We start from the raw sequence: 20,105 nt of genomic DNA, 5'->3' as shown, positions 1-20,105 counted from the left end.
CGGTCGAAGATACAGATACAGGACTACGTAACATGTCTAAAATTTTTGATTTCGTAAAACCGGGCGTCATCACTGGCGACGACGTTCAGAAAGTGTTCCAGGTCGCTAAAGAAAACCAATTTGCTCTGCCAGCGGTAAACTGCGTGGGTACTGATTCCATCAACGCCGTTCTGGAAGCAGCTGCAAAAGTTCGTTCTCCGGTTATCGTTCAGTTCTCTAATGGCGGCGCTGCGTTCATCGCGGGTAAAGGCGTGAAAACTGACGTTCCTCAGGGCGCAGCCATCCTGGGCGCTATCTCTGGCGCGCATCACGTTCATCAGATGGCTGAGCACTACGGTGTTCCGGTTATCCTGCACACCGACCACTGCGCGAAGAAACTGCTGCCGTGGATCGATGGTCTGCTGGACGCCGGTGAAAAACACTTCGCTGCAACCGGCAAACCGCTGTTCTCTTCTCACATGATCGACCTGTCTGAAGAGTCCCTGCACGAAAACATCGAGATCTGTTCTAAGTACCTGGCGCGTATGGCCAAAATGGACATGACTCTGGAAATCGAACTGGGCTGCACCGGCGGCGAAGAAGACGGCGTGGACAACAGCCACATGGACGCTTCAGCGCTGTACACTCAGCCGGAAGACGTTGATTACGCGTACACCGAGCTGAGCAAAATCAGCCCGCGTTTCACCATCGCCGCTTCCTTCGGTAACGTACACGGCGTTTACAAGCCGGGCAACGTAGTACTGACCCCGACTATCCTGCGCGACTCTCAGGAATACGTTTCTAAGAAACACAACCTGCCGCACAACAGCCTGAACTTCGTATTCCACGGTGGTTCCGGTTCTTCCGCTCAGGAAATCAAAGACTCCGTAAGCTACGGCGTGATCAAAATGAACATCGATACCGATACCCAATGGGCAACCTGGGACGGTATCCTGCAGTACTACAAAACTAACGAAGCTTACCTGCAGGGCCAGCTGGGCAACCCGAAAGGCGAAGACCAGCCGAACAAGAAATACTACGATCCGCGCGTATGGCTGCGCGCTGCACAGACTTCCATGGTGACGCGTCTGGAGCAGGCATTTAAAGAGCTGAACGCGATCGACGTTCTGTAAGAAAATTTCGTTTCTTACCCGGAAGCCCGCAGAAATGCGGGCTTTTTTATTATCTGAACAATATGAAATGTTGCTAAATAAATGTGATCAATTTGGCAAAACGCACTGTTATTGTTTACCCTTAACCAGGCTGACATTACAGGTTTGGTTATTTTATTTCCCGTCCGGGTATCCATAAGGAAAGTTGAATGGAAGATTTGAACGTTGTCGATAGCATAAATAACGCCGGTTCATGGCTGGTGCGCAATCAGGCATTACTGCTGAGCTATGCCGTCAACATCGTCGCGGCTCTCGCGATTATTATTGTCGGTTTGATCGTGGCGCGCATTGTTTCCAATACTGTGAATCGCCTGATGCGGGCGCGGCATATTGATGCCACCGTTGCCGATTTTCTTTCTGCGCTGGTGCGCTATGCCGTTATTGCTTTTACGCTGATAGCCGCTCTGGGCCGCGTGGGCGTGCAAACCGCCTCGGTCATTGCCGTCCTCGGCGCCGCGGGTTTAGCCGTTGGTCTGGCGCTGCAGGGCTCGCTGTCTAACCTTGCCGCTGGCGTTCTGCTGGTGGTCTTCCGCCCGTTCCGCGCCGGTGAATACGTTGACCTTGGCGGCATCGCGGGAACCGTGCTGAACGTGCAGATATTCTCCACGACCCTGCGCAGCGCGGATGGCAAAATCGTGGTGGTGCCGAACGGCAAAATCATCGCCGGGAATATCATCAACTTCTCCCGCGAGCCAGTGCGCCGCAACGAGTTTATCATCGGCGTGGCCTACGATGCTGATATCGATAAAGTGAAGCAGCTGCTCACCAATATTATCGAATCGGATGAACGCATCCTCAAAGATCGTGAAATGACCGTGCGTCTGAATGAACTGGGCGCGTCATCGGTGAACTACGTGGTACGCGTATGGAGTAAAAGCAGCGATCTGCAAAGCGTTTACTGGGACGTTCTGGAGCGCATTAAGCGCGACTTTGACGCCAACGGCATCGGCTTCCCGTATCCGCAGATGGATGTGCATGTGATTCGTCCGCAGGAAAAAGCAGAGTAGTTTTCCCCTCTAAAAGGCCGGTACGCCCGGCCTTTTATTCGAATCTGATCATTAGATTTACTTATTAATGATTAATATTTTCAATTTCATCTAATGGTATTTGCGCGTTATATTCCCCGGCATTGACTCTTTCAGTGGAAATCACTCCCCATGTTATCGTATTACTTTCAGGGCCTTGCTCTGGGAGCGGCCATGATTTTGCCGCTCGGCCCGCAAAACGCCTTTGTGATGAATCAGGGCATTCGCCGTCAGTACCATCTGATGATCGCGCTGCTGTGCGCCATCAGCGATCTGCTGCTGATCTGCGCCGGGATTTTTGGCGGCAGCGCGCTGCTGATGCAGTCGCCGTGGCTGCTGGCGCTGGTGACCTGGGGCGGCGTCGCTTTTTTATTGTGGTACGGTTTTGGCGCGCTGAAAACGGCTTTTAGCAGCAATCTGGAGCTGGCCAGCGCGGAAGTGATGAAGCAGGGGCGCTGGAAAATTATCGTCACCATGCTGGCGGTGACCTGGCTGAATCCCCACGTCTATCTGGATACGTTTGTGGTTCTTGGTAGTCTCGGCGGCCAGCTGGCGATGGAGCCAAAGCGCTGGTTTGCGTTAGGCACCATCAGCGCGTCGTTCTTGTGGTTCTTTGGCCTGGCCCTGCTGGCCGCCTGGCTGGCCCCGCGCCTGCGTACGGCGAAGGCGCAGCGAATAATTAACATGCTGGTGGGTCTGGTGATGTGGATCATTGCTCTGCAACTGGCGAAAGATGGCCTGGCCCACGTGCAGGCGCTGCTTAACTAAGCCTTGTCCGATGGACTTTCTCCGCGTAAGCGCTAAGCTTGCTAGCATGCGTCTGTGTATAGACGACCAATGTAATATGGAGAAACGACAGTGAAGTTAAAAGTCATGGCCCTGGCGGCGGCACTCGGATTTAGCGCAATGGCAGCTCAGGCAAATGAGTTGCCGAACGGCCCACATATTGTCACTTCAGGTACCGCCAGCGTTGCGGCGGTTCCTGATATCGCTACGCTGGCGATTGAAGTTAACGTCTCCGCGAAAGACGCAGCATCCGCTAAAAAACAGGCCGATGAGCGCGTGGCCCAGTATCTCTCCTTCCTGGAGAAGAGCGGTATTGCGAAGAAAGACATTAACTCTGCCAACCTGCGTACCCAGCCTGATTACGACTATCAGAACGGCAAAAGCATTCTTAAGGGCTACCGCGCGGTGCGTAGCGTTGAAGTGACGCTGCGCCAGCTGGATAAGCTCAACGGTCTGTTAGATGGCGCGCTTAAAGCCGGTCTGAATGAGATCCGTTCCGTCTCACTGGGCGTGGCGCAGCCGGACGCTTATAAAGATAAAGCGCGTAAAGCGGCGATTGATGATGCCATTCACCAGGCTCAGGAGCTGGCTACCGGCTTCCACGGCAAACTGGGGCCCGTCTATAGCGTTCGCTATCATGTCTCCAACTACCAGCCAAGCCCGATGGTGCGGATGATGAAGGCCGATGCGGCGCCGGTTTCTGCCCAGGAAACCTACGAGCAGGCGACCATTCAGTTTGATGACCAGGTGGACGTGGTGTTTGAGCTGCAGTCGACCCAGCCTGCGCCAGCAGCTGCGGAGCCGGCGAAACCCGCCGAACAACCCAAAGCGGCGCAGTAATCCTATCGCCCGGCCTTCGCGCCGGGCTTTTTTCTGTGACTATCTGTAAAAGTGAGAGCGCGACACAAGTCTTTTCCCTGAATGAGGTAAGGATATATCCCTGTTCTACTATGAGGTGAGCATGGATATCTTTATTTCGAAAAAGATGCGCAATTTCATTTTGTTGGCGCAGACTAACAACATCGCCAGAGCGGCGGAAAAAATTCATATGACCGCGTCTCCCTTCGGCAAAAGCATTGCTGCGCTCGAGGATCGGATAGGCTATACGCTATTTACCCGCAAAGATAACAGCATCAGCCTCAATAAAGCGGGGCAGGAGCTCTATCAGAAGCTGTTTCCCATTTATCAGCGCTTATCGGCCATCGATAACGAAATTCACTTTTCCGCGCGCCGCTCGCGCAACGTTGTTATCGGCATCGACAATACCTATCCGACGATAATTTTCGATCAGCTCATCAGCCTGGGCGATAAATACGATGGGGTGACCACCCAGGCCGTGGAGTTCAGCGAGAACGGGGTGATTGATAATCTGTTCGACCGTCAGCTCGATTTTATTATCTCGCCGCAGCACGTTTCGGCCCGCGTGCAGGAGCTGGAAAATTTGACCATTAGCGAACTCGCGCCGCTGCGGCTTGGGTTTCTGGTTTCCCGCCGTTATGAAGATAGGCCGCCGCAGGAACTTTTACGTGAGCTGCCCTGGCTGCAGATGCGCTTCCAGAACCGGGCCAATTTTGAGGCGATGCTGGACGCGTATATGCGCCCCAGCGGGATCAACCCGACGATTATCTATCGTCCCTACAGCTTTATGGCCAAAATTAGCGCCGTAGAGCGGGGGCAGTTTTTGACGGTTATTCCCTACTTCGCCTGGCGTCTGGTCAACCCTGCGAAGCTGAAGTACTTCGATGCGCCCGGCAGCGCGATGTATATGCAGGAGTATCTCTATTCGCTGAAAAACCATCGCTATACCGCCACGATGCTTCAGCACATTACGGAAGATCGCGACGGTACGGAGGGCTAGCCGAGCATGGAGCCGTGCTCAAGCAGATTACGATGCAGGTCGAACGCGTGGGTGAGGTCGTGATGAATATGCCCGCCGGGCGCGTTATCCAGGTAGCGGTGTAAATAGTCCCGATAGAGCGGGTGCGCGCAGTTATCAATGATGACGCGGGCGCGTTGCAGCGGCGATAGCCCGCGCAGGTCGGCGATCCCCTGCTCGGTCACGATCACCTTCACGCTGTGCTCGCTGTGATCGACGTGGCTGCACATCGGCACGATGGTGGAGATTTTCCCCTCTTTGGCGATGGAGGGGGCCATAAAGATGGAGAGCCAGGCGTTGCGCTCAAAATCGCCGCTGCCGCCGATACCGTTCATCAGATTCACCCCGGCCACGTGGGTGGAATTGGCGTGGCCGTAGATATCAAACTCCAGCCCCACGTTGAGGGCGATAACCCCGAGGCGGCGGATAATTTCTGGATTATTGGAGATCTCCTGCGGGCGCAGGACAATACGGCTGGCGAAGAAATCCATATTGTCGTAAATCTTGCGCAAAGCATCGGCGGATACCGTCAGGCTGGAGGCGCTGACGCCGGTAATTTTCCCGCTTTCCAGCAGATGGACCACCGACTCCTGCAATACCTCCGAATACATCATAAAAGCGGGAATATCCGGATTCTCACCCAGCCGCGCCATGACCGCGTTATTGATATTGCCCACGCCGCTTTGCAGCGGCAGAAATTCAGGCGGGATGCGCCCGCGAGCCATCTCATCCAGCAGAAAGGTGACCACGTTATCGGCGATTTGCTGGCACACGGGATTGATTTTATCAAGCGCGTTGCCGGCGTCGGGCAGTTCGGTCTCCACGACCGCGACAATCTTTTGTGGATCGATTTGCACGTACCGGCTGCCCACGCGATCCATGGTATGAAAGATGGCGATGCTGTTGCGCCGCGGCGGCGCGCCGGGGATCACGATATCAGCCAGCTCGGCGACGCGCGGATTGTGGTAGTGATTCAGCTCGATGATCACTTTCTTCGCCCGCAGCAGCCAGGTTGGGGCGTTGCCGATGCCGCTGGTGAGCCAGACCCGTCCATCCGGCGCGAGCGCCGAGGCTTCGATCACCGCGACATCAATCTCGCCAAAGAAGCCGTAGTTGACCATTTGCGCCACTTCGCTCAGGTGCAGGTCGACAAAATTCACCTTCCCCTGGTTGATTTTTTGCCGCAGGCCGGAGGCGGTCTGATACGGCGCGCGCCACGAGACGGCATCGGCCGCCGAGAGCGCATCATCGGCGGCAGCGCTGATGGAGGCGCCGGTCAGCAGGCGGATCTGGAATGGCTGCTGCGCCTGATGTAATTCACCGGCGCGGCGAGCGATGGCCGCGGGCAGCGCTTTAGGCGAACCGGCGGGCGTGAACCCGCTGAACGCCACCATCTGGTCATGCTGGATAATCTCCGCCGCTTCATCGGCGCTCATCCGTTTCATTTTGCACTCCTTAACCCGGCGTGATTAATGGCCGACGAACTCAGGTTTACGTTTTTCCATAAACGCGCTCATGCCTTCCTGATAATCCTCGCTGTCGTAGACGGCGCGGCGCATCCCCTGAATACGTTCGAATTCATCGGAATTCATGGTGTGCGCTTCGCCAAGCACGCGCAGCTCTTCCTTAATGACCGCAATCGCCAGCGGCGCCTTCTCGGAGATGTGGTGCGCCATCTGTAAGGTAAAATCCTCCAGTTCGTCGGCGTCCACCACATGATTGAGAATACCGACCGCCAGCGCGCGCTGGGCGGTAATCGGCAGGGCGGTGAAAATCAGCTCTTTGACGATGTGAAAACCGGCGTCGCGGGTCAGGTTGTGAATGCCGACCAGATTGTAGGGCACGCCGAGATTCACCGGCGTCATGGAGAAAGTGGACGTGCTGGCGGCGATGATCAGATCGGAACTCATGATCATCTCAAACGCGCCGCCCCAGACGCTTCCTTCGACCATGGAGATCACCGGTTTCGGATATTTTTGGATCATGCGGGTGATCTGACGCAGCGGATCGTCATAGGAGAGAGGATCGCGGCGCCCACCGGGCAGTTCATGGATATCATGGCCGGCGGAGAAGACTTTTGCGCCCCCGGGCGCGCGTAAAATAACGCAGCGTATTTCCGGCCGGTTGAGGTCGCTCAGCGCCTGCATCAGATCGTCGATGAACACCTTGCTTAAGGCGTTGAGCTTGCGGCTATAGTTGAACTCAATGACCGCAACCTTCCGGATAATTTCGACATTAACATATTGATAAGACATAAATATCCTTTTACGCAAAGTAATGATTCTGAAGGAATTCGCTAATCTGCCGCAGGCCGGTGCGCGGCGAGAGGCCGTTGTTTTTCACCGCCTGTAGCGTTTGCTGGAAGTAGCGCTCGAAGTCGGTTCGGGCAAACAGCAGGTGCAGCGCCTCGGTTTCGGTCTGCTTTTGCAGCCACTCCAGCGCCTGGCGCTGGCGCAGTTTTTCAAGATCGCCGCTGTCAGTCAGGGTTGTTTTGAAATCCAGAACAGCGAGCCAGATGGCTTCGATGCCGCGCCGCTCCAGCGCGCTACAGCTCAAAACGCGCGGCTGCCACGCGGCGTGCTTGCGGCGCAGAATATGCAGGGCGGATTCATACATATGCCGGGTGATGGCGACGCTGGCGCGGTTCTCGCCATCATCCTTATTGATGACGACGATATCCGCCATCTCCATGATCCCTTTCTTGATGCCCTGCAGATCGTCACCGCCGCCGGCGATCTGCAGCGAGATAAAGCAGTCCACCAGGCGGGAGACCTCCGTTTCCGACTGGCCGACGCCGACGGTTTCGACAATCACCACGTCGTAGCCCGCCGCTTCGCACAGCAGTATCAGCTCCCGCGCGCGCAGGCTGGTGCCGCCGAGATGGCCGCTGGAGGGCACCGGGCGGATAAAGGCCGAATCCGATCGCGCCAGGTCGATCATGCGAGTTTTGTCGCCAAGGATGCTGCCGCCGCTGACCGGGCTGCTCGGATCGACCGCGATCACCGCAACCCGCAGGCCATGGCGAATCAGCAGCATGCCGAAGGCTTCCAGAAAGGTACTCTTTCCGGCTCCCGGCGTGCCGGTGACGCCGAGGCGCAGGGCGTTGCCGGTGAAGGGCATAATCGCATCCAGCAGCTGGGCGCTCAGCGCCTGGTGGCGAGGATGCTGACTCTCTACCAGCGTCATGGCCTGGGCGAGCGTGGCCCGCTCGCCCAAACGTAATCGTCGGATGGCGTCGCTCAGGGTGGATGGGTTAATCATGATGCTGGCTAATCCTCGTCAGGACGTCGCGCACGCTCTCCAGCATCGGTGTGCCGGGGCCGTAAATGGCGGCCACGCCGCGCGCCTGCAGAAAGGCGTAATCCTGCGGCGGGATGACGCCGCCGGCGATGACGCAGATATCTTCCCGCCCCCATTTTTTCAGCGCGGCGACCAGCTCGGGGATCAGGGTTTTGTGGCCTGCCGCCAGCGATGAGGCGCCAACCACGTGCACGTCGTTTTCTATCGCCAGACGAGCAATCTCTTCCGGCGTGGAAAACATCGGGCTCAGGTCAACGTCGAAGCCGAGATCGGAATAGGCGCTGGCGATCACCTTGGCGCCGCGATCGTGGCCATCCTGGCCCATTTTGGCGATCAGAATGCGCGGGCGGCGGCCGTTATCCATCAGGAACCGTTCGGTTTGCGCAACGATGGCGTCAAATTCGCCGGCGGCTGTGTCCGACTGATGGTAGCTTTGCGCAATCACGCCGGTGACGCACTGGCTGGGTACCAGATAGCGGTCAAACGCCGCCTCCAGCGCGTCGGAGATTTCCCCCAGGGTGGCGCGAACGCGAGCGGCGTTGATCGCGGCGGCCAGCAGATTTTCATGATGCTGCGCGGCGTGGGTGAGGGCGTTCAGCGCGGCTTTTACCGTCACATCGTCACGCTGAGCGCGGATTTTTTCCAGCGAGGCGATCTGCTCGTTGCGCACCTTGACGTTGTCGATCTCCAGCACCGCCGTTTCATCCTCTTTTTCCAGCTTGTACTTATTAACGCCGACGATGACGCGCTTGCCCTGATCGATCAGCGACTGTTCGCGGGCGGAGGCCTCTTCGATCATCCGTTTCGGCAGCCCGGCCTCGATCGCCTTAGCCATTCCGCCCGCCTCGGCGATCTGTTGAATAATGGCCCGCGCCTGCTTGACGATTTGATCGGTCAGCGACTCCACATAATACGATCCGGCCAGCGGATCCACGGTGCGGCAGATCTCCGACTCCTCCTGAATGATGATCTGCGTATTACGCGCGATGCGGGCGGAAAAGTCGGTGGGCAAGCCGAGCGCCTCGTCAAAGGCGTTGGTGTGCAGCGACTGGGTGCCGCCAAGCGTGGCGCCGAGGGCTTCGATGGTGGTACGGATCACGTTGTTATACGGATCCTGCTCGGTGAGGCTCCAGCCGGAGGTCTGGCAGTGGGTGCGCAGGGCTAAGGATTTCGGATTGGTGGCGCCGAAGCCGCTCACCGCTTCGCTCCACAGGTAGCGTGCGGCGCGCAGCATCGCAACGTTCATAAACAGATCCATGCCGATGCCGAAGAAAAACGACAGGCGCGGAGCGAAGTCGTCAATTTTCAGCCCGGCGCAGAGCGCGGCCTTGATATATTCGATACCGTCCGCCAGCGTAAAGGCGACCTGCTGCACGCAGTTAGCCCCCGCCTCACCCATGTGGTAGCCGCTGATGCTGATGGTGTTAAAGCGCGGCATGTAGTCCGAACACCAGGCAATGATGTCGGCGATAATGCGCATGGAGGGCTTCGGCGGATAAATGTAGGTGTTACGGCACAGGTACTCTTTCAGAATATCGTTCTGGATTGTCCCGGTGAGCTGCTCCGACGCAACCCCTTGTTCTTCCGCCGCGACGATATAAAACGCCATCACCGGTAGCACCGCGCCGTTCATGGTCATCGACACGGACATCTTATCCAGCGGGATCCGATCGAACAGAATTTTCATATCTTCGACGGTATCGATCGCCACGCCCGCTTTACCGACGTCGCCCGCCACGCGCGGGTTATCGGAGTCATAGCCCCGATGGGTCGCGAGGTCGAAGGCGACGGAAAGCCCTTTCTGCCCGGCGGCGAGGTTGCGGCGATAGAAGGCGTTGGACTCTTTGGCGGTAGAGAAACCGGCGTACTGGCGGATGGTCCACGGCTGTGCGGTGTACATGGTGGCGCGCGGGCCGCGAACGTAAGGCGGCAGGCCGGGCAGGGTGCCGGTCACTTCCAGATTATCAAGATCGGCTTCGGTATACAGCGGCTTAACGGCAATGCCCTCTGCCGTCTGTTTGACCAGGTCGTCGACGGTTTTTTCTCGCCGGCTAAGCTCTTTGTTGGCGAGCGTTTGCCACTCCTGCAACTCAGACATGTTGTGCTCCGTATTCGCAATAAAATGGGGTGTTGCGAATACGGTGAGCTTTTTCATCGGCCCTGTCGCCAGCAAAAAACAGCCATCGATGCGTCGTTTTTTGCCGGATAGAATGTTTTATTTTGTGATGTATTTCAAAGATATGAGAAGAGGATAGTGGGTCACACGGGCCGGATGACTCCGGCCTGCTTGCGGGGGTTAATCTTGCCTCAACACCTTGTGGCCGTAATCGATCAGCGCATCGGTCACCCGGCGCATCATGCGGCTTTCCGGCGCAAAACGGTGCCAGTAGAGCATCCGGCGCTGGAACAGGCCCGGCGTGAGGTTGATAAGCTCGCCGCTGTTCAGCTCTCTTTCAATTTGCAGATGCGGGATCATACAGCAGGTCGTTCCCTGGCGGGCCAGCTGCACGAAGGCTTCAGACGAGTTGACGATATGGCAGGGCACGCTGCCCGGCGGCAAATCGAAGTTCTGCTGCAAAAAGGCCTGATGCATATCATCGAGATGATCGAATGCCACCACCGGCGCTTTCAACAGCGCCGAGCGGGTCACCCCATTAGGGAAATAGCGTTGGGCAAACTCCTTCGAGGCGACGAACAGATAGTCGAGGGCGCCGAGCTGATCGACCAGGCAGCTTGGCAATGCCTGCGGCTGGATACTGACCGCACCGACCACTTCACCGCGGCGCAGGCGTTCCTGAGTCCGGGTCTCGTCTTCCACCTGCAGGTTCAGGCGAATCGGGGAGTCGGAAAGCACGCTTGAGAGCGCGGGCAGCAGCCAGGTGGCCAGACTGTCGGCGTTGACCGCCAGCGATAGCAGCAGCGGCGTGGAGCCGGTTTGCTCATCGCCCAGCCACTCCTCTTCCAGCAGCTCAACCTGACGCAGCAGGGCCAGCAGCTTTTGCCCCTGTTCGGTGGGACGCGGCGGTACGGTTCGCACCAGCAGCGGCTGTCCAAACATGTTTTCCAGCTGTTTGATGCGCTGAGAGACGGCGGACTGCGTAATACAAAGCTTCTGCGCGGCGCGCTCAAACCCTCGTTCCCTGATTACCGCGTCCAGCGCCTGTAGTGTTCTGTAGTCCGGTCGTTTCATTGCTCTGGCGTGCCCCCTAATACTTTTCGTTAACTCGCACTATGACATAAATTTGTTTTTGATGAAGATGAAAAATTGGCGACTGCGTTGTGTGATCGCCGTCGCAGGGACAATGGCACCCCGGATGTTCTATAATGCGCCACAGGAATTCACATCTCGGACCATAATCATGACGCAAGATGAACTGAAAAAAGCAGTAGGCTGGGCGGCATTGCAGTATGTACAACCGGGCACCATCGTTGGGGTCGGCACGGGCTCGACGGCGGCGCACTTTATTGATGCGCTGGGTACCATGAAAGGGCAGATTGAAGGAGCGGTTTCCAGCTCTGACGCCTCTACTGAAAAACTGAAAAGCCTCGGTATTACGGTTTTTGATCTGAACAGCGTTGACCGTCTTGGTATTTATGTGGACGGCGCTGATGAAATCAACGGCCATATGCAGATGATCAAGGGCGGCGGCGCCGCGCTGACGCGCGAGAAAATTATCGCCTCGGTCGCCGATAAATTTATCTGCATCGCCGATGCTTCCAAGCAGGTGGATATTTTAGGTAAATTCCCGCTGCCGGTAGAGGTGATTCCGATGGCGCGCAGCGCCGTAGCGCGTCAGCTGGTTAAGCTGGGCGGCCGTCCGGAGTATCGCCAGGGCGTCGTGACCGATAACGGTAACGTGATCCTCGATGTGTTTGGTCTGGAAATTCTGGACGCTATTGCGCTGGAAAATACCATTAACGGTATTCCGGGCGTCGTGACCGTCGGCCTGTTTGCGAATCGCGGTGCGGACGTCGCGCTGATTGGTACCGCTGATGGTGTAAAAACTATCACTAAATAGTCTGATCCGAGGGAGCGAATCGCTCCCTCGCAAATATTTTTTCTCCAGGCCTATTTTGGTGACTTCTGTCACATTTATGCGCCTTGTCTCAGTAACAATCTACCTTTCTTTTACTTTCTGGTGTTTTGTCCTGCTATTTCCCGCTGATTGATATTTCTTCAGGATGCCGACGCAAACGTTCATATTGCCGCAATAGTTTTTTTTGATATGTTGCTGGGAAGAACTTTCGTTCCGCACGACATCAGTTAAGACAAAAACAGGACGGGGAAATGGCTAAGGTATCACTGGAAAAAGACAAGATTAAATTTCTGCTGGTTGAAGGTGTGCACCAAAAAGCGGTGGACAGCCTCCGCGCAGCGGGCTACACCAATATCGAATTTCATAAAGGCGCGCTGGATAGCGAAGAGCTGAAAGCGTCCATCCGTGATGCCCATTTCATCGGCCTGCGTTCCCGTACTCATCTGACGGAAGAGATCTTCGCGGCGGCGGAGAAGCTGGTCGCGGTCGGCTGCTTCTGTATCGGCACCAACCAGGTTGATTTAAACGCGGCGGCAAAACGCGGTATCCCGGTGTTTAACGCCCCGTTCTCCAATACCCGTTCCGTTGCTGAACTGGTAATCGGCGAGCTGCTGCTTATGCTGCGCGGCGTACCGGCGGCAAACGCTAAAGCGCACCGCGGCGTATGGAACAAGCTGGCGGTCGGCAGCTTTGAAGCGCGCGGTAAAAAGCTGGGTATCATCGGCTATGGTCATATCGGCACGCAGCTGGGGATTCTGGCTGAATCGCTGGGGATGCACGTCTATTTCTACGATATTGAAAGCAAGCTACCGTTAGGTAACGCCACTCAGGTTCAGCATCTTTCTGATTTGTTGAACATGAGCGATGTGGTGAGTCTGCACGTGCCGGAAAACGCCTCGACGAAGAACATGATCGGCGCGGAAGAGCTGGCGCTGATGAAGCCCGGCGCTCTGCTGATCAACGCCTCTCGCGGCACCGTGGTGGATATCCCGGCGCTGTGCGATGCGCTGGCGAGCAAACACCTGGCGGGCGCGGCGATCGACGTATTCCCGACCGAGCCGGCCACCAACAGCGATCCGTTCAACTCTCCGCTGTGCGAGTTCGACAACGTTATCCTGACCCCGCACATTGGCGGCTCAACTCAGGAAGCGCAGGAGAACATCGGCCTGGAAGTGGCGGGCAAGCTGGCGAAATACTCGGATAACGGTTCAACGCTCTCCGCGGTTAACTTCCCGGAAGTGTCTCTGCCGCTGCACGGTGGGCGCCGTCTGCTGCATATCCATGAAAACCGTCCGGGCGTACTGACCGCGCTTAACCAGATTTTCGCGGCCCAGGGCATTAACATCGCGGCGCAGTATCTGCAGACCACTCCGCAGATGGGCTACGTGGTGATTGATATCGAAGCCGAAGAAGATGTGGCGCAGGCTGCGCTGCAGGCGATGAAGGCTATTCCTGGCACCATCCGCGCCCGTCTGCTGTTCTAACGCCTTTTTTACCAGCGGGCAGGTCATCGACCTGCCCCTTTTCTCCTGATTGCCCCTCCCTGCAACTTTCCGTTGTCCTCCAGATGCTTTGCGAGTCTTGCCGCAAACGGTGATTAAAACCGTCAGATGTCGTTGTGCCTGAAAGAAAGGGATTTACGATAAAGACTCAGCGTGGGGCTGAAACGGGAAAGCCCCTACCGAAGCAGGGGCTTTAAAAAGGAAAGGGACGATGATGAGACTCTTCATCATGCTGCTTATCCTGTTAATCATCGCCTACCCAGCATATTAACAGAGAGGAAGCAGGAGGGAGGTTCGCCTCCCTCACCCTTTACCCAAATTTAGGTGAAAAAAACAGCAATGTCAATTGTTCGGACATTCTACCAGAGCCAGGTTTTTGACGGCGTGATGACCGCAGGCAGCGGGATATCCCACTGCTCCGTCGGCAGCGCGTCGACCTGCTGGCAATCATGGGCGTAGCCGACCGGCTGCAGGCGATGCTGCCGCCAGTTTTGCAGCGTCCGGTCGTAAAATCCGCCGCCCATTCCCAGACGCTGTCCGGCGGCATCAAACGCGACCAGCGGCGTAACCAGTACATCCAGCTGGCTAAGCGGGAGAACATCGCGCACGTCGAGCTTCGGTTCGCGGATTTTCAGGCGATTCACCACCAGAACGCTGCTCGGGTGGTAGTGGAGAAACAGAAGATTGCCGGGGCTGAACGGATGCAGCACGGGGAGATACACCCGTTTGCCCGCCCGCCAGAGCTGATCAATCAGCGGCCGCGTATCCAGCTCGCCATCAAACGACAGAAATACCGCGACCGTATGCGCGAGCAGAACCGGCGGGTACGCCATCATTCTGTCCGCCGCCAGGAGGGCGAACTGCGTTTGCTGCTCCGGCGTTAACGCGCGTCGGCGCAGGCGGATCTGCTGGCGAATTTGCTGTCTGGTATAGGGGGGATCTGACAGTAGAGTCATACCTGAGTCTCATCGGTAAGCAAACGATACAAACAGGCGTAGTTTAATACACGACGGCAAAAGCCGAAAATTAACTTAGAGGGGATGAAACGAAAAAGGAAGGGAATCTCCGAGATGCCGCCGCAGGCTGTAACCCTTGAACCCTTGGTTCAAGGTGAATGTGTCGTCACAGTTTTAAGGCTTCTCGGACGGGCCGAGCATGCTCACCAACCGTGGAGCGCCACATTCTTGTGGTATGAAATATCGGCTCAGGGGACTGGCCCGCTTGCAAACATCTCAGAGAAATTTTGTTCTTGCGATTACTCTAACACAGTTAAATGCAAAGTGTTATTCAAACTTCTGCCCGGGTCTTTCGCTTATGCGACCTTGCTCAAGCAACGCTTGTTCGATGGTCTGCTGAAGCATCCGAATACGCTGCTCCATGCTGGCGGCGTAGTCGCGGGTTTTCGCTTTTTCCTGAGTCAACTCATAGCTGATGTTCAACGCGGCGATGAAGACCAGCTGCTCAGTATTTGTGACTCTAGTGCGTTCTTTTAAATCTTGCAACCGCTGATTCAGGTCGTCAGCTGCCTGGTTTAAGGCATCCCTTTGTTCAGGCGGGCAATTCACTCGTAGTGAACGGCCAAAAATTTGGAGATCTACGGGTTGTGCAGACATGCCACCTTCCTGCTGATTGACTGCGCGGCCTTCACGCCCTGGGAGGGTCTGCGAAGGGGCGACACTATAGCTACCCTGGTTTTAAGATACAAGCCCTATTCTGGTTCACCAGGGTCCAAAGTGGTAGCATATCATGAATATTCCTCCCAACGATGACGAATGCGCATGTCTATACAGAACGAAATGCCTGGCTACAACGCTGTAGACCAGTTACTGAACCAACAAGGGGTGGGATTAACCCCTGCCGAAATGCACGGTTTGATCAGCGGGATCCTGTGCGGCGGCAACAAAGACAGCAGCTGGCAGCCGTTGGTGCACGATCTGACCAACGAAGGTCTGGCCTTTGGTCACGAGCTGGCGCAGGCGCTGCGTAACATGCATTCCGCCACTAGCGATTCGCTGGAGGATGACGGTTTCTTATTCCAGCTCTACCTGCCGGATGGCGACGAGGTGAGCGTGTTCGATCGCGCCGATGCGCTGGCGGGTTGGGTAAACCATTTCCTGCTGGGGCTGGGCGTGACGCAGCCCAAGCTGGATAAAGTCAAAGACGAAACCGGCGAAGCTATCGACGACCTGCGCAATATTGCTCAGCTTGGGTATGACGAAGACGAGGATCAGGAAGAGCTCGAAATGTCTCTGGAGGAGATTATCGAATACGTACGCGTTGCCGCGCTACTGTGTCACGACACCTTCTCTCTTCAGAAACCCACTGCGCCGGAAGTGCAAAAGCCGACGCTACATTAATTATTCATTAAATCGTTCAGGGGGCGTCATGACTCAGCAGGAATTTCTCTCTCGTCGCCAGGCTCTACTGGCGCAGATGCAGCCGGGCAGCGCAGCGCTTATTTTCGCCGCGCCGGAAGCGGTACGCAGCGCAGATTCGGAATATCCCTACCGCCAGAGCAGCGACTTTTGGTACTTCACCGGCTTTAATGAGCCCGAAGCGCTGCTGGTATTGATTAAAAGCGATGAGACGCATAACCACAGCGTGTTGTTTAACCGCGTGCGCGATCTGACCGCTGAAATCTGGTTTGGCCGCCGCCTTGGGCAGGAAGCTGCCCCCGCGAAGCTGGGCGTCGATCGCGCGCTGGCGTTTAGTGAAATTAATCAGCAGCTGTTCCAGCTCCTTAACGGCCTCGACGCTATCTACTTTGCGCAAGGCGAATATGCCTACGCCGACGAAATTGTGTTTAACGCGCTGGAAAAACTGCGCAAAGGCGTGCGGCAGAATCTGCAGGCGCCGAACTCGGTCATTGACTGGCGGCCGATGGTGCATGAGATGCGCCTGTTTAAGTCGCCAGAAGAGCTGGCGGTGATGCGCCGCGCAGGTGAGATTTCCGCGCTGGCCCACACCCGCGCTATGGAAAAATGCCGTCCTGGAATGTTCGAATATCATCTGGAAGGCGAGATCCTCCATGAGTTCAACCGTCACGGCGCGCGCTTCCCTTCTTATAACACTATCGTGGGCGGCGGCGAAAATGGCTGCATCCTGCACTACACCGAAAACGAATGCGAGCTGCGCGACGGCGATCTGGTGTTGATTGACGCAGGCTGCGAATACCGCGGCTACGCGGGCGATATCACCCGAACCTTCCCGGTTAACGGCAAGTTCAGCCCGGCGCAGCGCGATATTTACGACATCGTCCTTGAATCTCTGGAAACCTCACTGAAGCTCTATCGCCCCGGAACCTCGATCAACGAGGTTAACCAGCAGGTGGTGCGGATTATGATTACCGGCCTCGTGCGCCTGGGGATCCTGAAAGGCGAAATTGATGAGCTGATTGCTAATAACGCCCATCGTCCTTTCTTTATGCATGGCCTGAGCCACTGGCTGGGGCTCGACGTGCATGATGTCGGCAGCTATGACGTTGAACGTTCGCGTATTCTCGAACCGGGAATGGTGCTGACCGTTGAGCCCGGGCTGTATATCGCCACGGATGCTGACGTTCCGGCCCAGTACCGCGGCATTGGCATTCGTATTGAAGACGACATTGTCATTACCGAGGACGGCAACGAGAACCTCACCGCCGGGGTAGTGAAAAAGGCTGATGATATTGAGGCGCTGATGGCGGCGGCGCGCCAGCTATGAGCGTCCTGATCGTTGGCGGCGGAATGACCGGCGCGACGCTGGCGTTAGCGATATCTCGCTTAACCGGCGGTAAGCTGCCGGTGCATCTGGTTGAAGCATCCGCGCCGGAGTCCGCGCAGCATCCGGGCTTCGACGCGCGCGCCATCGCCCTGGCCGCCGGTACCTGCCAGCAGCTGGCGCGCGTGGATATCTGGCAAGAGATAGCCGACTGCGCCACGGCCATTCGGCGCGTGCACGTTAGCGATCGCGGCCATGCGGGGTTTGTCACCCTCGAGGCTGAGGACTATGGGCTGGCGGCGCTGGGTCAGGTGGTTGAGCTGCACGATGTCGGCCAGCGCCTGTTTGCGCAACTGCGTAAAGCGCCGGGCGTGACGCTGCACTGCCCGGCTAGGGTAGAAAATGTCAGCCGCAGCGAAGAGAGCGTGAGCCTGCAGCTGGATAACGGCGAAACGCTCCGCGGTAAGCTGCTGGTTGCCGCCGACGGTTCGCGCTCCACTCTGGGAGCCCGCTGCGGTATCAGCTGGCAGCAGCAACCCTATGAACAGCTGGCGATTATCGCTAACGTTAGTACCGCTCAGCCGCATAACGGGCGCGCATTTGAACGCTTTACCCCACACGGCCCGCTGGCGATGCTGCCCATGTCGCAGGGCCGCTGCTCGCTGGTGTGGTGTCATTCGCAGTCGCGGCACGAAGAGGTTCTGAGCTGGTCGGATGAACGCTTCTGTCATGAACTTCAGCAGGCGTTTGGCTGGCGTCTTGGCCGGATCGTCCAGGCCGGAAAGCGCAGCGTCTATCCGCTGTCGCTGACCTCGGCTGCCCGCACGGTTGCGCATCGGCTGGCATTGGTCGGCAACGCGGCGCAAACGCTGCATCCTATCGCCGGACAGGGGTTTAACCTCGGTCTGCGGGACGTGATGAGCCTGGCGGAAATGCTGGCGCAGGCGCATGCTGACGAAGAGGATCCGGGTAGCTATTCGCTTTTAAGTCGCTATCAGGCCAGGCGCGCCGAAGATAAGGCCGCCACTATCGGCGTCACCGACGGGCTGGTGCATCTGTTTGCCAATCGCTGGGCGCCGCTGGTGGCGGGGCGCAACCTGGGCCTGATGGCGATGGAATTATTTACCCCGGCGCGCGATGCGCTGGCGCAGCGTACCCTCGGTTGGGTTCCCCGTTAAGGAGTGAAACGTGCAAAGTGTTGATGTCGCTATTGTTGGCGGTGGAATGGTGGGGCTGGCGGTTGCCTGCGGTTTACAGGGCAGCGGGCTGCGCGTTGCGGTGCTGGAACAGGCCGCGCCTCAGCCTTTGAGCGAGGATGCGCCGCCGGCGCTGCGGGTGTCGGCGATTAACGCCGCCAGCGAGAAGCTGCTGAACAAACTGGGCGTCTGGCAGGATATTATCGCCCAGCGCGCCAGCTGCTACCACGGTATGGAGGTGTGGGACAAAGACAGTTTTGGCCGCATCAGCTTTGATGACCAGAGCATGGGCTTTAGCCACCTTGGGCACATTATTGAAAACGCCGTGGTGCATCATGCTCTGTGGCAAAAAGCGCAGCGCTGCGCGGACGTCACCCTGCTGGCTCCGGCGCAGCTGCAGCAGGTCGCGTGGGGAGAGAATGAGGCCTTTCTTAGCCTGCAGGACGGCGGCATGTTAACCGCCCGGCTGGTGGTTGGCGCCGATGGGGCCAATTCGTGGCTGCGCAACAAAGCCGATATTCCGCTGACCTATTGGGATTATCACCATCATGCGCTGGTTGCCACTATTCGCACCGAAGAGCCGCACGAAGCGGTGGCGCGTCAGGCGTTCCACGGCGAAGGGATCCTCGCGTTCCTGCCGCTGAGCGATCCGCACCTTTGCTCTATCGTCTGGTCGCTCTCTCCTGAAGAGGCGGAGCGGATGCGGGCGGCGGACGATGCCGCTTTCAACCAGGCGCTGAATATTGCTTTCGATAACCGCCTGGGTTTGTGCGCCGTGGAGAGCGAGCGTCAGGTTTTCCCGCTGACTGGCCGCTACGCGCGGCAGTTTGCCGCCCATCGTCTGGCGCTGGTTGGCGATGCCGCCCATACCATTCATCCGCTGGCCGGGCAGGGCGTCAATCTTGGCTTTATGGATGCTGCTGAGCTGATCGAGGAGCTCAAACGCCTGCATGCGCAGGGCAAGGATATCGGTCAGCATCTGTATCTGCGTCGCTATGAGCGCAGCCGCAAGCATAGCGCCGCGGTGATGCTGGCGGGGATGCAGGGCTTTCGCGACATGTTCTCCGGCAGCCATCCTGCGAAAAAACTGCTGCGCGATATCGGCCTTAAGCTGGCGGATACATTGCCCGGCGTGAAGCCGCAGCTTATTCGTCAGGCGATGGGGTTCCACGACCTGCCTGCCTGGTTACGTTAAGTCCATCACACTTCTCTCACCCGGCCTCGCGCCGGGTTTTCTCCTCTCATTTGAAATAATCTAATTTCACCTCGTTTTTCGCATTAGTTTTATTAATGTTACCTTTTTTTTGTTATAGAAATTAGGCTCGTCATTTCGCATAAAATATCATCATGCGCTGCTTTTTTACCTTATTTGTTTAATTTTATGCGGCTTAACTCGCTTTATTGTAGCTAAAAACTCTATAGGCTCTTCGGCTGATTTTAGTCATAAGCTAATGTGATGTCCTGACCGGGCTTATGGTTTAGTGCGGATATCGGTGGTAAGTTCAGGCCAAAGAGAACGTTTGCGTCGGCGTC

Annotated in this window: 18 protein-coding genes and 1 other RNA gene; 11 read left to right on the top strand and 8 right to left on the bottom strand. The window is 56.9% G+C overall.

All coding sequences use genetic code 11. The annotated features are described in order from the left end of the window. The first annotated feature begins 32 nt into the window (after positions 1-32). The 5 genes from fbaA (at position 33) to srsR (ending at position 4,820) form a co-directional block, all read left to right on the top strand. Positions 33-1,112, top strand: a complete 1,080-nt coding sequence (gene fbaA, locus BWI76_RS23975; protein ID WP_004125043.1) for a class II fructose-bisphosphate aldolase — start codon at positions 33-35, stop codon at positions 1,110-1,112. 188 nt (positions 1,113-1,300) lie between these two features. Next, positions 1,301-2,158 carry a small-conductance mechanosensitive channel MscS gene (locus BWI76_RS23970; protein ID WP_024358637.1) on the top strand — a complete coding sequence of 286 codons (858 nt, stop codon included), beginning with the start codon at positions 1,301-1,303 and terminating at the stop codon, positions 2,156-2,158. Positions 2,159-2,308: 150 nt separating this feature from the next. Next, on the top strand, positions 2,309-2,944 hold the full coding sequence (gene argO, locus BWI76_RS23965) for an arginine exporter ArgO (protein WP_004133560.1): 636 nt from the start codon (positions 2,309-2,311) through the stop codon (positions 2,942-2,944). Positions 2,945-3,034: 90 nt separating this feature from the next. Continuing rightward, complete coding sequence (locus BWI76_RS23960; RefSeq protein WP_004133562.1) at positions 3,035-3,802, top strand: oxidative stress defense protein; 768 nt, start codon at positions 3,035-3,037, stop codon at positions 3,800-3,802. Positions 3,803-3,923: 121 nt separating this feature from the next. After that, positions 3,924-4,820, top strand: a complete 897-nt coding sequence (gene srsR / locus BWI76_RS23955) for a LysR family transcriptional regulator SrsR (protein WP_004133564.1) — start codon at positions 3,924-3,926, stop codon at positions 4,818-4,820. Here srsR and BWI76_RS23950 read toward each other — a convergent pair. From BWI76_RS23950 to argP, 5 genes are all read right to left on the bottom strand, one after another. After that, on the bottom strand, positions 4,817-6,283 hold the full coding sequence (locus tag BWI76_RS23950) for an acetyl-CoA hydrolase/transferase family protein (protein ID WP_004133565.1): 1,467 nt from the start codon (positions 6,281-6,283) through the stop codon (positions 4,817-4,819). The two genes, srsR and BWI76_RS23950, sit on opposite strands and share 4 nt — an antisense overlap. 24 nt (positions 6,284-6,307) lie before the next feature. Next, positions 6,308-7,093, bottom strand: coding sequence for a methylmalonyl-CoA decarboxylase (gene scpB, locus BWI76_RS23945; RefSeq protein ID WP_004133567.1), 786 nt, complete (start codon positions 7,091-7,093; stop codon positions 6,308-6,310). 10 nt (positions 7,094-7,103) lie between these two features. After that, a complete protein-coding gene (gene meaB / locus BWI76_RS23940; protein ID WP_064371642.1) occupies positions 7,104-8,099 on the bottom strand; it encodes a methylmalonyl Co-A mutase-associated GTPase MeaB in 996 nt (331 codons plus the stop codon). Beyond that, entirely contained in the window at positions 8,092-10,236 is a 2,145-nt protein-coding gene (gene scpA / locus BWI76_RS23935) for a methylmalonyl-CoA mutase (RefSeq protein WP_004133570.1), read from the bottom strand. Before scpA ends, meaB begins: the two co-directional genes overlap by 8 nt. A 198-nt stretch (positions 10,237-10,434) precedes the next feature. Then, on the bottom strand, positions 10,435-11,328 hold the full coding sequence (argP, locus tag BWI76_RS23930) for a DNA-binding transcriptional regulator ArgP (RefSeq protein WP_004105608.1): 894 nt from the start codon (positions 11,326-11,328) through the stop codon (positions 10,435-10,437). A gap of 169 nt (positions 11,329-11,497) precedes the next feature. On the opposite strand from argP, the gene rpiA reads away from it, so the two are divergent. Beyond that, the gene (gene rpiA / locus BWI76_RS23925; protein ID WP_004125006.1) at positions 11,498-12,157 is read left to right on the top strand and encodes a ribose-5-phosphate isomerase RpiA; all 660 of its coding nucleotides are present in this window, start codon (positions 11,498-11,500) and stop codon (positions 12,155-12,157) included. Positions 12,158-12,426: 269 nt separating this feature from the next. Beyond that, positions 12,427-13,659, top strand: coding sequence for a phosphoglycerate dehydrogenase (serA, locus tag BWI76_RS23920; protein ID WP_004133574.1), 1,233 nt, complete (start codon positions 12,427-12,429; stop codon positions 13,657-13,659). Between the two features lie 377 nt (positions 13,660-14,036). Here serA and BWI76_RS23915 read toward each other — a convergent pair whose 3' ends face one another. The 3 genes from BWI76_RS23915 to zapA form a co-directional block, all read right to left on the bottom strand. Continuing rightward, a complete protein-coding gene (locus BWI76_RS23915; protein WP_004133575.1) occupies positions 14,037-14,633 on the bottom strand; it encodes a 5-formyltetrahydrofolate cyclo-ligase in 597 nt (198 codons plus the stop codon). A gap of 102 nt (positions 14,634-14,735) precedes the next feature. Continuing rightward, positions 14,736-14,919, bottom strand: a non-coding RNA gene (gene ssrS, locus BWI76_RS23910) — 6S RNA. Between the two features lie 41 nt (positions 14,920-14,960). Beyond that, positions 14,961-15,290, bottom strand: a complete 330-nt coding sequence (gene zapA / locus BWI76_RS23905; protein ID WP_004105598.1) for a cell division protein ZapA — start codon at positions 15,288-15,290, stop codon at positions 14,961-14,963. 165 nt (positions 15,291-15,455) lie between these two features. On the opposite strand from zapA, the gene BWI76_RS23900 reads away from it, so the two are divergent. From BWI76_RS23900 to ubiI, 4 genes are read left to right on the top strand one after another with little or no spacing between them, the layout of a single operon-like run. After that, positions 15,456-16,034: a YecA family protein gene (locus tag BWI76_RS23900; protein ID WP_004133578.1), complete on the top strand. Its 579-nt coding sequence runs from the start codon at positions 15,456-15,458 to the stop codon at positions 16,032-16,034. 28 nt (positions 16,035-16,062) lie between these two features. Next, positions 16,063-17,379, top strand: a complete 1,317-nt coding sequence (pepP, locus tag BWI76_RS23895; RefSeq protein ID WP_049087333.1) for a Xaa-Pro aminopeptidase — start codon at positions 16,063-16,065, stop codon at positions 17,377-17,379. After that, positions 17,376-18,554 (top strand): 2-octaprenyl-6-methoxyphenyl hydroxylase, encoded by a 1,179-nt coding sequence (gene ubiH / locus BWI76_RS23890; RefSeq protein WP_049087334.1) that lies wholly within the window; start codon positions 17,376-17,378, stop codon positions 18,552-18,554. Before pepP ends, ubiH begins: the two co-directional genes overlap by 4 nt. Positions 18,555-18,564: 10 nt before the next feature. After that, positions 18,565-19,767: an FAD-dependent 2-octaprenylphenol hydroxylase gene (gene ubiI / locus BWI76_RS23885; RefSeq protein WP_004133582.1), complete on the top strand. Its 1,203-nt coding sequence runs from the start codon at positions 18,565-18,567 to the stop codon at positions 19,765-19,767. Positions 19,768-20,105: the final 338 nt, after the last annotated feature.

It is taken from the genome of Klebsiella sp. M5al, assembly GCF_002090195.1.
Lineage (GTDB): Bacteria > Pseudomonadota > Gammaproteobacteria > Enterobacterales > Enterobacteriaceae > Klebsiella > Klebsiella grimontii.
The sequence above is the reverse complement of the archived record's forward strand: the minus strand, read 5'-3'. Positions and strand labels throughout refer to the sequence as shown.